11 protein-coding genes are annotated in these 11,629 nt (G+C 64.1%); 8 read left to right on the top strand and 3 right to left on the bottom strand.

The genetic code is table 11. The features are described from left to right. Positions 1–6: 6 nt before the first annotated feature. Both clpA and gloB read right to left on the bottom strand, forming a co-directional pair. A complete protein-coding gene (gene clpA / locus ACH13J_RS07505; protein WP_397542706.1) occupies positions 7–2,340 on the bottom strand; it encodes an ATP-dependent Clp protease ATP-binding subunit ClpA in 2,334 nt (777 codons plus the stop codon). 169 nt (positions 2,341–2,509) lie between these two features. Continuing rightward, on the bottom strand, positions 2,510–3,277 hold the full coding sequence (gene gloB / locus ACH13J_RS07500) for a hydroxyacylglutathione hydrolase (protein ID WP_397542705.1): 768 nt from the start codon (positions 3,275–3,277) through the stop codon (positions 2,510–2,512). Between the two features lie 62 nt (positions 3,278–3,339). Here gloB and ACH13J_RS07495 point away from each other — a divergent pair, with 62 nt between their 5' ends. The 7 genes from ACH13J_RS07495 to ACH13J_RS07465 all read left to right on the top strand — a co-directional run bounded on the left by ACH13J_RS07495 (position 3,340) and on the right by ACH13J_RS07465 (position 9,832). Continuing rightward, positions 3,340–4,080, top strand: coding sequence for a methyltransferase domain-containing protein (locus tag ACH13J_RS07495; RefSeq protein WP_397542704.1), 741 nt, complete (start codon positions 3,340–3,342; stop codon positions 4,078–4,080). 307 nt (positions 4,081–4,387) lie between these two features. After that, complete coding sequence (locus ACH13J_RS07490; RefSeq protein WP_397542703.1) at positions 4,388–4,954, top strand: F0F1 ATP synthase subunit delta; 567 nt, start codon at positions 4,388–4,390, stop codon at positions 4,952–4,954. Continuing rightward, the gene (gene atpA / locus ACH13J_RS07485) at positions 4,955–6,493 is read left to right on the top strand and encodes a F0F1 ATP synthase subunit alpha (RefSeq protein WP_397542702.1); all 1,539 of its coding nucleotides are present in this window, start codon (positions 4,955–4,957) and stop codon (positions 6,491–6,493) included. Positions 6,494–6,508: 15 nt separating this feature from the next. Continuing rightward, positions 6,509–7,387 (top strand): F0F1 ATP synthase subunit gamma, encoded by an 879-nt coding sequence (locus tag ACH13J_RS07480; RefSeq protein WP_397542701.1) that lies wholly within the window; start codon positions 6,509–6,511, stop codon positions 7,385–7,387. Positions 7,388–7,407: 20 nt separating this feature from the next. Then, positions 7,408–8,832 (top strand): F0F1 ATP synthase subunit beta, encoded by a 1,425-nt coding sequence (atpD, locus tag ACH13J_RS07475; RefSeq protein ID WP_397542700.1) that lies wholly within the window; start codon positions 7,408–7,410, stop codon positions 8,830–8,832. A 90-nt stretch (positions 8,833–8,922) separates the two neighbouring features. Beyond that, positions 8,923–9,348 (top strand): F0F1 ATP synthase subunit epsilon, encoded by a 426-nt coding sequence (locus ACH13J_RS07470; protein ID WP_397542699.1) that lies wholly within the window; start codon positions 8,923–8,925, stop codon positions 9,346–9,348. A gap of 133 nt (positions 9,349–9,481) precedes the next feature. After that, complete coding sequence (locus ACH13J_RS07465; protein WP_397542698.1) at positions 9,482–9,832, top strand: H-type lectin domain-containing protein; 351 nt, start codon at positions 9,482–9,484, stop codon at positions 9,830–9,832. Between the two features lie 30 nt (positions 9,833–9,862). Here the strand turns inward: ACH13J_RS07465 and ACH13J_RS07460 are convergent, their stop codons facing one another. Then, complete coding sequence (locus tag ACH13J_RS07460; RefSeq protein ID WP_397542697.1) at positions 9,863–10,879, bottom strand: ribose-phosphate diphosphokinase; 1,017 nt, start codon at positions 10,877–10,879, stop codon at positions 9,863–9,865. A gap of 107 nt (positions 10,880–10,986) precedes the next feature. Between ACH13J_RS07460 and ACH13J_RS07455 the strand changes: the two genes are divergently transcribed. After that, positions 10,987–11,586: a 2-hydroxychromene-2-carboxylate isomerase gene (locus tag ACH13J_RS07455; RefSeq protein WP_397542696.1), complete on the top strand. Its 600-nt coding sequence runs from the start codon at positions 10,987–10,989 to the stop codon at positions 11,584–11,586. Positions 11,587–11,629 lie beyond the last annotated feature (43 nt).

Below are 11,629 nucleotides of genomic sequence, written 5' to 3'. Positions count from 1 at the left end.
TGCCGGTCAATCGGCGGTCAGAAGCGGGGGTTTCTTGCCCGACAGGCGCGGGTGCTTGGGCCCCTCGAGCTTGAGGTCGATCTTGCCGTCCTTGACACCGACCTTGACGATCCCGCCTTTCGCGAGCTTTCCGAAGAGAAGCTCTTCCGCCAATGGCTTCTTGATGTGCTCCTGGATCACCCGGCCAAGCGGGCGGGCGCCCATCTTGTCGTCATAGCCCTTTTCGGCCAGCCATTCCGCCGCCGGTTTGGTCAGCTCGATGGTCACGTTGCGGTCCATCAGTTGCGCCTCGAGCTGAAGCACGAACTTCTCGACGACCTGCAGGATGACCTCCTTGGGCAGCGGCGCGAAGGAGATCACCGCGTCAAGCCGGTTGCGGAATTCCGGCGTGAAGGTGCGCTCGATCGCCTCGGTGTCCTCTCCCTCGCGCCGGTCGCGGCCAAAGCCAACGGCGGATTTCGCCTGCTCCGTCGCCCCGGCGTTCGACGTCATGATCAGCACGACGTTGCGGAAGTTCACGCGCCGGCCGTTGTGGTCCGTCAGGCTGCCATGGTCCATCACCTGCAGCAGCACGTTGAACACGTCCGGGTGCGCCTTCTCGATCTCGTCGAGCAGCAGAACGCAGTGCGGGTGCTCGTCGACACCGTCGGTCAGCAGGCCGCCTTGGTCGAAACCGACATAGCCCGGCGGCGCACCGATCAGGCGGCTGACCGCGTGCTTCTCCATGTATTCCGACATGTCGAAGCGCAGCAGCTCGACGCCCAACGTGTCGGCCAGCTGTTTGGCCACCTCGGTCTTGCCCACGCCGGTGGGCCCCGCGAAGAGGTAGTTGCCGATGGGCTTGTCCGGCTCCCGCAGGCCCGCGCGCGCCAGCTTGATCGAGCTGGCCAACGCCTCGATCGCGCTGTCCTGCCCGAACACGACCCGCTTCAGGGCGCCCTCGAGATCCTTGAGAACCTCGGCATCGTCCTTGCTGACGTTCTTTGGCGGGATGCGTGCGATCTTGGCGACGACCGCCTCGATTTCCTTGGCGCCGATCGACTTGCGCCGCTTGGAGGCGACCACGAGATGCTGCGCCGCGCCGGCCTCGTCGATCACGTCGATGGCCTTGTCGGGCAGCTTGCGGTCGTTGATGTAGCGGGCGCTGAGGTCCACCGCGGACTTGATCGCGTCGTTGGTGTACTTCACGCTGTGATGATCCTCGAAATAGGGTTTCAACCCCTTGAGGATCTTGATCGCGTCCTCGTTGGTCGGCTCGACCACGTCGATCTTCTGGAACCGGCGGGACAGCGCACGGTCCTTTTCGAAATGCTGCCGGAATTCCTTGAAGGTCGTCGAGCCCATGCAGCGCAGCTTGCCGCCCTGCAGCGCGGGCTTGAGCAGGTTGGAGGCGTCCATCGCCCCGCCCGACGTGGCCCCGGCCCCGATCACCGTGTGTATCTCGTCGATGAACAGGATGGCGTCGGGATGTTCCTCCAGCTCGGTGACCACGGCTTTGAGCCGCTCCTCGAAATCGCCGCGATAGCGCGTGCCCGCCAGCAGCGCCCCCATGTCGAGGGAATAGATCGTGCTGTTTGCGAGCACCTTGGGCGTCTGGCCTTCGACGATCTTGTGCGCGAGTCCCTCTGCGATGGCGGTCTTGCCAACACCGGGATCACCGACGAGCAACGGGTTGTTCTTCCGGCGGCGGCAAAGCACCTGGATGCACCGCTGCACCTCGTGGTCGCGCCCGATGAGCGGGTCCACGTCACCGCGGCGGGCCTTGGCGTTCAGGTCCACGCAGTATTTCGCGAGCGCGCTTTCGCCCGCTTCCACCGCGTCGGCACCGCTGTCGGACTTGTTCTGTTCGTTTTCCATGTCGTTGACACCCTGTACCGGGCGGGATTCGCCGTAGGCGGGATCCTTTGCCACGCCGTGGGCGATGAAATTCACCGCGTCGTAGCGGGTCATGTCCTGTTCCTGCAGGAAATAGGCCGCGTTCGATTCGCGCTCTGCGAAGATCGCCACCAACACGTTGGCGCCCGTTACCTCGGTGCGGCCGGACGACTGGACGTGAATGGCCGCGCGCTGGATCACGCGCTGAAAGGCGGCGGTCGGCACTGCCTCGGACCCTTCGATGTCCGTGACGAGGTTCGAAAGGTCCTCGTCGATGAATTCCACCAGCGTGGAGCGCAGATCCTCGGTGTCGACCGAGCAAGCCTTGAGAACGCGCGAGGCGTCGGGCTCGTCGATCAGCGCCAGCAGCAGGTGTTCCAGTGTCGCAAATTCATGGCGTCTTGCGTTTGCCAACGCGAGCGCCGCGTGAATTGCCTGCTCCAGGGTTGTCGAGAATGATGGCACTTGTCTGTGCTCCTCTTAGTCTGCGGTCGGACCTCCGAGCGGTATCTGGGCCCTTACAGTTTAAAGTTTGGTCGATATGGCCGCGCCTTCAAGTTTTTTTTCTTGGCAAGCGTTCACATTTCCCAGCCCTATTGAGGTTTTGCCGCGATGGCGCACACCCCTTGGGCCATCAGAAATTATCCTTGCGCCTGCGGATTTCCGCAAAGACCTCTGCCGTTGGCGCACCGGCCATTCCCAGGTGGGAGCGAATATCCGGGTCGTCGGCCCTGAGAAACGGGTTGGTTGCCAGTTCCTCGGCCAGGGTTGATGGAACAGTGGGCTCGCCCTTGGCCCGTGCGGCATCGACCGCCGCCTTTCGAGATATAAGCGCTGCGTTCCCCGGATCAACGGTCACTGCGAAACGCGCGTTCGCGGCGGTGTACTCGTGGCCCGAGCATATGACCGTGTCCGGCGGCAGCTTGGCCATTTTCTGCAGGCTTTGCCACATCTGCGGCATCGTCCCTTCGAATACGCGCCCGCATCCAAGGGCCATGAGGCTGTCGGCGGTGAAGGCGACACGCGATTCGGGAAAGTAGAAGGCGATGTGGCCGACCGTATGGCCGGAGACGTCGATCACCTCGCCGCTCTCGTTGCCGATCACGACCGGGTCGCCCTCGCCCAGGGCCATGTCCAGCGGCGGCAGGCGGTGCTTGTCGGCGGCCGCCCCGGCGACCTCTGCGGGGTGCGACTCGAGCAATTCGGCCAGCCCCTGCACGTGGTCGGCATGGTGATGGGTCAGCAGCACGATGGTCGCGTTCCACCCCTTGGCCGCCAGCGCCTGCAGGATCGGTCCGGCTTCGGGCACGTCCACGACGGCGGTTTCGCCCGTGTCCGGGTCATGCGCGAGATAGGCATAGTTGTCGGACAGGCAGGGAACGGTTTCAATCTGCAATGCCATGGTGTTTCCCCAATCGCCGGTTAGAGTTAAGCTCAGACTGAAGGATCGGGGCCGGCGCTGCAATGCATCTTGATGTGCAGGATCTGAGGAATTTCTATTATCGCAGGTCACTGGGCCGGGCCGCCCAGAAGATCATCCGTGCGGAAATCCTGCGCTTCTGGCCCGAGGCCAAGGGCCAGACGGTCGTCGGATTCGGGTTCGCCGTGCCGTTCCTGCGCCCCTACCTCGCGGAATCGAAGCGCGTGGCGGCGCTCATGCCCGCCCCGCAGGGCGTGATCGGCTGGCCGCAGGGGATGCCCAACGTCGCGGTCCTTTGCGAAGAGACGTGGTGGCCGCTGGAGACGGGCCATGTCGACAAGCTCCTCGTTGTGCACGGGTTGGAAACCAGTGAGCAGCCCGGCGCGCTGCTGGAGGAATGCTGGCGTGTTCTGGGGCCCGGGGGCTCGGCCCTTTTCATCGTGCCGAACCGGGCAGGGTTCTGGTCGCGCAGCGATGCCACGCCGTTCGGCTATGGCCGGCCCTACAGTCAGGGCCAGCTGGAAACCCAGCTCAAGGCCCATAACTTCCTGCCCGAGCGTCATGCCACGACGCTCTTTCAGCCGCCTTCGGAAAAGCGTTTCTGGCGCAAGACCGCAGGTATGTGGGAACGGCTGGGCGGCCGGCTGTCGGTCATCGCGGCGGGCGGCGTGCTGATCGTGCAGGCAACCAAGCGCGTTCATGCCCCGAGCGGGCCGGGGCTGCGCGAGACGGTGCGACGTCCGCTGGAGGTGCTCAAGCCCAAGCCGGAGGTCAAGCCGGTATGACCGGCGCAGAATCGCGATAGCGTTAACGGCGGCCTGCCCGCGCGGCATGGAATCGCAATTTCCGGGCGCCGGGGCGATCTTTTTCGCCCCCTTCAGGCGCTGCAAACCGCCGCAGGGAAATTAAGCCATTGAAAAAGTGCAGTATTCAACGGTATACAATCTTTTTCAAGCCGCTTGCTAGGTCGATAAGGCTCTGCTACACCCCAGCCGAATTTCGGTGTATTCGTAGCAACATCGTGTCTCAACGCCCCCGGACGACGGCATGTTCATGCCGTCATTTTGCTACCCGGGGCCAGAAATCGGAAGGGTGGACGTGTCCGAACCAGCTTCGATCTCCTCTGGCATCGCTGAGCGTTATGCCACCGCGATTTTCGAGATTTCACAAGAGGACAAGTCTCTTGAGAAGCTTGAAGCCAACATAGCAGACCTGTCCGCCGCTCTGGACGAGAGCGAGGATCTGCGCAACTTCATCAACAGCCCGATCCTGTCGCGCGCCGAGATGGCCAAGGGCATCGCCGCCATTGCCGACAAGATGGGTCTTGCCCCGGTGCTGAAGAACGGGCTTGGCGTCATGGCGGAAAAGCGCCGCCTGTTCGTGCTGCCGCAACTGCTGGCCAAGCTGCGCGAGATGATCGCCGAGCACAAGGGCGAGGTGACGGCCGATGTCGTCAGCGCCAAGGCGCTGACCAAGGCCCAGTCCGAGAAGCTTGCCAAGACGCTCAAGGCGAATGTCGGCAAGGATGTGAACATCAAGGCGACCGTCGATGAGGGCCTCATCGGCGGTCTCGTCGTCAAGGTGGGCTCGAAGATGATCGATACCTCGATCCGCTCGCGCCTCAATTCCCTACAGAATGCAATGAAAGAGGTCGGATAAATGGGTATCCAAGCTGCAGAGATTTCTGCGATCCTGAAGGACCAGATCAAGAACTACGGCCAGGAAGCCGAGGTGGCCGAGGTCGGCCGCGTTCTGTCTGTCGGCGACGGGATCGCACGGGTCCACGGGCTCGACAACGTGCAGGCCGGCGAGCTGGTCGAATTCCCCGGCAACATCATGGGCATGGCGCTGAACCTCGAGGCCGACAACGTCGGCGTCGTGATCTTCGGCTCTGACCGCGAGATCAAGGAAGGTGACACCGTCAAGCGCACCAAGTCGATCGTGGACGTGCCCGCGGGCGACGAGTTGCTCGGCCGCGTGGTCGACGCGCTTGGCAACCCGCTTGACGGCAAGGGCCCGATCAAGACGGAAAAGCGCCTTGTCGCCGACGTCAAGGCGCCGGGCATCATCCCGCGCAAATCCGTGCACGAGCCGATGGCGACCGGGCTCAAGTCGGTGGACGCGATGATCCCGATCGGGCGCGGCCAGCGCGAGCTGATCATCGGCGACCGCCAGACCGGCAAGACCGCGGTGGCGCTGGACACGATCCTCAACCAGAAGACCTATAACGACGCCGCGGGCGATGATGAGAGCAAGAAGCTCTACTGTGTTTACGTTGCCGTGGGGCAGAAGCGTTCCACCGTTGCGCAGCTGGTCAAGACGCTCGAGAACGCGGGCGCGATGGAGTATTCCATCGTCGTGGCCGCGACCGCGTCCGACCCCGCGCCGATGCAGTTCCTCGCGCCTTATTCGGCGTCGGCGATGGCCGAACACTTCCGCGACAACGGCCGCCACGCCTTGATCGTCTACGACGACCTGTCCAAGCAGGCCGTGGCGTATCGCCAGATGTCGCTGCTTCTGCGCCGCCCGCCGGGCCGCGAAGCATATCCGGGCGACGTGTTCTATCTCCACTCCCGGCTGCTGGAGCGCTCCGCCAAGCTCAACGACGAAAACGGCGCGGGGTCGCTGACCGCCCTGCCGATCATCGAAACGCAGGGCGGGGACGTTTCGGCCTTCATTCCCACCAACGTGATCTCGATCACCGACGGGCAGATCTTCCTCGAGACCGAGCTGTTCTACCAGGGTATCCGCCCGGCCGTGAACACCGGTCTCTCGGTCAGCCGCGTGGGGTCTTCGGCGCAGACCAAGGCGATGAAATCCGTCGCGGGCCCGGTCAAGCTGTCGCTTGCGCAGTACCGCGAAATGGCGGCCTTTGCCCAGTTCGGCTCGGATCTCGACGCGGCGACGCAGCGCCTGCTCAAGCGGGGCGAACGCCTGACCGAGCTGATGAAACAGCCGCAGTACTCGCCCCTGACCAACGCCGAGATCGTGTGCATGATCTATGCCGGTACGAACGGCTATCTGGACGATCTGGAGGTCAGCCAGGTCGGCCGGTTCGAACAGGGGCTTCTGAACCACCTGCGCAGCAAGCACCAGGACCTGCTGGACATGATCACCAACGACGACCCCAAGATCGAGGGGGACGCCGAGGAAAAGGTCAAGGCCGCGCTGGACGAGTTCGCCTCGGACTTCGCGTGACGCGGAGGATAGGTCATGCCGAGTCTTAAGGACCTCAAGAACCGGATCGAGTCGGTCAAGTCGACCCGCAAGATCACGCAGGCCATGCAGATGGTGGCCGCCGCGAAACTGCGGCGGGCACAGGAAGCCGCGGAAATGTCCCGCCCCTACGCGGAGCGGTTCAATCACGTCATGGGCAAGCTCGCCGCGTCCGTGGGCGACAGCGAGAGCGCGCCACGCCTGCTGCGCGGCACGGGCAGCGACCAGACCCAGCTCCTTGTCGTGATGACGGCGGAGCGCGGTCTTTGCGGCGGCTTCAACAGTAACATCGCCAAGCTGGCGCGGACCGAGATCCAGAAGCTCCAGGCCGAGGGCAAGACCGTCAAGGTCATCACCGTAGGCAAGAAGGGCCGGGACGTGCTCAAGCGCGAACATGCCGACCTGTTCATCGACCACGTGGACATGACGGGCGTTCGCAACGTGGGCTATTCCGATGCGCAGGCGGTCGCCGAGAACGTGCTGAAGCGGTTCGAGAACGAGGAATTCGACGTCGCGAAGATCTTTTTCTCGCGGTTCGAAAACGTCGTCTCGCAAATCCCCACGATGCAGCAGGTCATCCCCTACGACGTCCAGGGCGACGAGGGCTCCGAGGATGCCGGCACGTTCTACGATTTCGAGCCGGACGAGGATGCCATCCTGCGCGAGCTCTTGCCGCGGGGCGTGGCGACCGCGATATTCAGCGGGCTGCTGGAGAACGGCGCCTCGGAACAGGGGGCGCGCATGTCCGCCATGGACAACGCCACCCGCAACGCCGGCGAGATGATCGACAAGCTGACCATCCAGTACAACCGCTCGCGTCAGGCCGTGATCACCAACGAGCTTATTGAAATCATTTCGGGCGCAGAGGCGCTCTGACGAGAAACCGGAGACGAAACATGGCAAACGCAAAAGGCACAATCACCCAGGTGATCGGCGCCGTGGTGGACGTGCAGTTCGGCGACCACCTGCCGGAGATCCTGAACGCCCTGGAATGTGACAACCACGGCAAGCGGCTGGTGCTCGAGGTGGCCCAGCACCTCGGCGAAAGCACCGTGCGCTGCATCGCGATGGACGCCACCGAGGGCCTCGTGCGGGGGCAGGAAGTCACCGACACCGAAGGCCCGATCAGCGTGCCGGTGGGTGACGCGACCTTGGGCCGCATCATCAACGTGATCGGCGAACCGGTGGACGAGGGCGAGCCGATCAAGGCCAAGGAAACCCGGCCGATCCACCAGTCCGCCCCGGAATTCGAGGAACAGTCGACCGAGTCGGAGATCCTCGTGACCGGCATCAAGGTGGTCGACCTGCTGGCGCCTTACGCCAAGGGCGGCAAGATCGGCCTGTTCGGCGGTGCCGGCGTGGGCAAGACGGTTCTCATCATGGAACTGATCAACAACATCGCCAAGGTGCACTCGGGCTATTCGGTCTTTGCCGGCGTGGGAGAGCGGACCCGCGAGGGTAACGACCTTTACCACGAGATGATCGAATCCGAGGTCATCAAGCCCGACAACCTCGAGGACAGCCAGGTGGCGCTCGTATACGGCCAGATGAACGAGCCGCCGGGGGCCCGTGCCCGTGTCGCCCTGACCGGCCTGACGCTGGCGGAACAGTTCCGCGACCAATCCGGTACCGACGTGCTGTTCTTCGTCGACAACATCTTCCGCTTCACGCAGGCGGGCTCCGAGGTGTCGGCGCTTCTGGGCCGTATTCCCTCGGCCGTGGGCTACCAGCCGACGCTGGCCACGGACATGGGCGCGATGCAGGAACGCATCACCTCCACCAAGCAGGGCTCGATCACCTCGATCCAGGCCGTGTACGTGCCCGCGGACGACCTGACCGACCCGGCGCCGGCGACGACCTTCGCCCACCTCGATGCCACGACCGTGCTGAGCCGCGCGATCTCGGAGCTGGGCATCTACCCGGCCGTGGACCCGCTTGACTCCACCTCGCGCCTGATGGACCCGGCGATCGTGGGCGAAGAGCATTACCAGGTGGCGCGTGACGTGCAGGGTGTGCTGCAGCGCTACAAGTCGCTTCAGGACATCATCGCGATCCTCGGCATGGACGAACTCAGCGAAGAGGACAAGCTGACCGTGGCCCGGGCCCGGAAAATCCAGCGTTTCCTGTCGCAGCCCTTCGACGTGGCCAAGGTGTTCACCGGTTCCGACGGCGTTCAGGTGCCGCTGGAGGACACGATCGCCTCGTTCAAGGCCGTCGTGGCCGGCGAGTACGATCACCTGCCCGAGGGCGCCTTCTACATGGTCGGCGGCATCGACGAGGCCGTCGCCAAGGCAGAGAAGATGGCTGCCGAGGCGGCGTAAGGGCCCATGCGGGATCTTCCCGCATGACCAGAACGATCCTGGTGCAGGGTGGGGCACGCCCCCGCCTTGCCACCGCAAGAGGAGGCCGACATGGCTGACACAGTTCAATTCGACCTCGTGAGCCCCGAGCGCCGTCTCGCCTCGGAAGAGGTGAAAGAGGTGCGGCTGCCCGGCGCCGAGGGTGACATGACGGTGCTGCCGGATCATGCCCGGTTGATAACCACGCTGCGCCCCGGCATCGTCAAGGTCGCGGGACAAGGGGGAGAGACGGATTACGTCGTCACCGGCGGGTTCGCCGAGATCAACCCCGAAAGCATCTCGGTGCTTGCCGAACGGGCAATCTCGCGTGACGAGATCACGCAGGACCAGTACAAGGAAATGGTCGACGAGGCCAACGCCAAGCTGGAAAAGGCGCAGGAAGCCTACAAGAACGAGCCGGGCCCTGTCGATGAGGCCGCCAAGTTCCTTGCCGACATGGTGGCCATGGGCGACGAGATCGGGCTCAAGGCATACTGACCGCACGACTTGCCGCGCGGCCGGGAGCCGGCCGCGGGCACAAACGGGTCCGCCGCGAAACCGCCGCATGAGATGCTCATTCCGGCCGAATTGCCGGATTAGCGCCAATGCTACACAACGCGGGCAGGACACGATGAAGGAACTTTCCAGCGCGACGATCGGCATCGATGAGGGCGAGGACGTCCTCTTTTCCGATTACGAGGACGACGGCGAGATGTGGTCGGGCAGCGGGCCGCGCGAGCGCCGCATCACCATCCGGTTCAGCCGAAGCTTTCGCGCCGCGCCAACGGTGTTCGCCACCCTGTCCATGTGGGACGTGGATCAAAGCACGAACGCGCGGCTTGACCTGGCAACCGAGGATGTCACGGAAACAGGGTTCGATGCCGTCTTTCGCACATGGGAGGATACGCGCGTGGCGCGCGCGCGCGTCCGTTGGATCGCGATCGGACCGGTGACGGGCGAGGACGATTGGGACGTCACCTGAGGGGATGTCGCCGCCCCCGATTACGCGCGCTCACTCCTTGAACTGGCCCTCGTAGAGCGGCTCCAGCGTGTCCGCGCCGAACAGCGACGACACGCTCGTGCCGTTCCAGATGTTCAGGATCGCCTGCGTGAAGATAGGGGCCGTCGGTATGATGCGGATGTTGGGCGTGGCCTTGACCGCCTCGGTGGCGCCGATCGTGTCGGTGATGACCATCGATTTCAGGCGGGAATTGGTGATCCGCTCGATCGCCGGGCCGGACAATACCCCGTGGGTGGTATAGGCGTGCACCTCCTGCGCGCCGTAATCCAGCAGGATGTCGGCCGCCTTCACCATCGTTCCCGCAGTGTCGCACATATCATCGACGATGATGCAGATCTTGTCCGTCACGTCACCTATGACGGTCATTTCCGCCACCTCGCCCGCACGTTCGCGGCGCTTGTCGACGATCGAGAGCGGCGCCTCGATCCGCTTGGCCAATTCCCGAGCCCGGGCAACGCCGCCCACGTCGGGCGAGACGATCATCACCTCGTCCACCCGTCCGGCGAACTGGGTCTGGATATCAAGTGCGAAGACCGGAGAGGCATAGAGGTTGTCCACCGGGATATCGAAAAAGCCCTGTATCTGCGCGGCGTGCAGGTCCATCGTCAGCACGCGCTCGATGCCCGCCTCGACGATCATGTTGGCCACCAGCTTGGCCGAAATGGGCGTGCGCGCCTTGGTCCGCCGGTCCTGCCGCGCATAGCCGAAATAGGGGATCACGGCCGTGATCCGCTTGGCCGAGGAGCGGCGCAGCGCGTCGGCCATGATCAGCAGCTCCATAAGGTTGTCGTTGGCCGGGTTCGAGGTGGGCTGGATAATGAACATGTCCTCGCCGCGGACGTTCTCGAACACCTCGACAAAGACTTCCTGGTCGTTGAAGCGTTCCACGCGCGCGTCCACGAGGCCCACGGGCGCGCCGCGATGCATGGGCATGCGGCGGGCGATGGCGCGGGCGAGCGGCAGGTTGGCGTTGCCCGAAATCAGTTTCGGTTCTGGCGTGGTCGACATCGTCTGATTATCCCCGGCTGGCCGATTATGGCAGATTCGTAACGTTGACACCGCTTAGCACGCGCGTAACGTCGGGCAAAGCGCAAGGCAGGGAGGGAGTGCGCCGTATGCCGCGGATCGATTACTATTTCTCGACGCTTTCGCCCTTTGCCTATCTCGCGGGAACGCGGCTGGAGGAGATCGCCGACCGCCATGGCGCGGAAATCACCTACAAGCCGATCGATGTCATCGCGTTGTTCCAGCGCACCGGCGGCACCCCGCCGCAGGAACGGCACCCCAGCCGGCAGGCGTACCGCGCGCAGGAACTGCCGCGCCTTGCGCGCAAGCACGGGATGATCCTGAACCCGCAGCCAAAGCACTGGCCGACCAATGCCGCGCCATCCTCTTATGCCATCATCGCGGCGCAGAATGCCGGCGGTGGCCACATGGGGGCGCTGGTGCACGGCATCATGCGCGCGTGCTGGGCCGAGGAGCGTGACATCGCCGAGGATGATGTCGTCAGGCATTGCCTGGAGATGGCCGGTTTCGACCCCGGCCTGGCCGACAGCGGGCTGCTGGCGGGGGCTGAAACCTATGCCGCAAATCTCGAGGACGCTGTGAATTCGGGCGTTTTCGGATCGCCCTTCTACGTCGTGGACGACGGGCAGGGATTCTGGGGGCAGGACCGGCTGGAAGATCTCGACCTGCACCTGTCCGGGCAGCTTTGACGTCGTCAGGCGACCGTCGGGGCCGGGCATACCGGCTGGCGGT

It is taken from the genome of Roseovarius salis (genome assembly GCF_044472985.1).
Classification (GTDB): Bacteria; Pseudomonadota; Alphaproteobacteria; order Rhodobacterales; family Rhodobacteraceae; genus Roseovarius; species Roseovarius salis.
Note: the sequence above shows the minus strand (reverse complement) of the source record. Positions and strands in the feature narration are given on the sequence as shown.

Bases quoted from the DNA above. Each gene is read 5' to 3' on its own strand.
- gloB (WP_397542705.1), bottom strand. From the start codon at position 3,277: ATGGCATTGCAGATTGAAACCGTTCCCTGCCTGTCCGACAACTATGCC.
- ACH13J_RS07495 (WP_397542704.1), top strand. From the start codon at position 3,340: ATGCATCTTGATGTGCAGGATCTGAGGAATTTCTATTATCGCAGGTCA.
- ACH13J_RS07470 (WP_397542699.1), top strand. From the start codon at position 8,923: ATGGCTGACACAGTTCAATTCGACCTCGTGAGCCCCGAGCGCCGTCTC.
- ACH13J_RS07465 (WP_397542698.1), top strand. From the start codon at position 9,482: ATGAAGGAACTTTCCAGCGCGACGATCGGCATCGATGAGGGCGAGGAC.
- ACH13J_RS07480 (WP_397542701.1), top strand. From the start codon at position 6,509: ATGCCGAGTCTTAAGGACCTCAAGAACCGGATCGAGTCGGTCAAGTCG.
- ACH13J_RS07460 (WP_397542697.1), bottom strand. From the start codon at position 10,879: ATGTCGACCACGCCAGAACCGAAACTGATTTCGGGCAACGCCAACCTG.
- atpD (WP_397542700.1), top strand. From the start codon at position 7,408: ATGGCAAACGCAAAAGGCACAATCACCCAGGTGATCGGCGCCGTGGTG.
- ACH13J_RS07455 (WP_397542696.1), top strand. From the start codon at position 10,987: ATGCCGCGGATCGATTACTATTTCTCGACGCTTTCGCCCTTTGCCTAT.
- atpA (WP_397542702.1), top strand. From the start codon at position 4,955: ATGGGTATCCAAGCTGCAGAGATTTCTGCGATCCTGAAGGACCAGATC.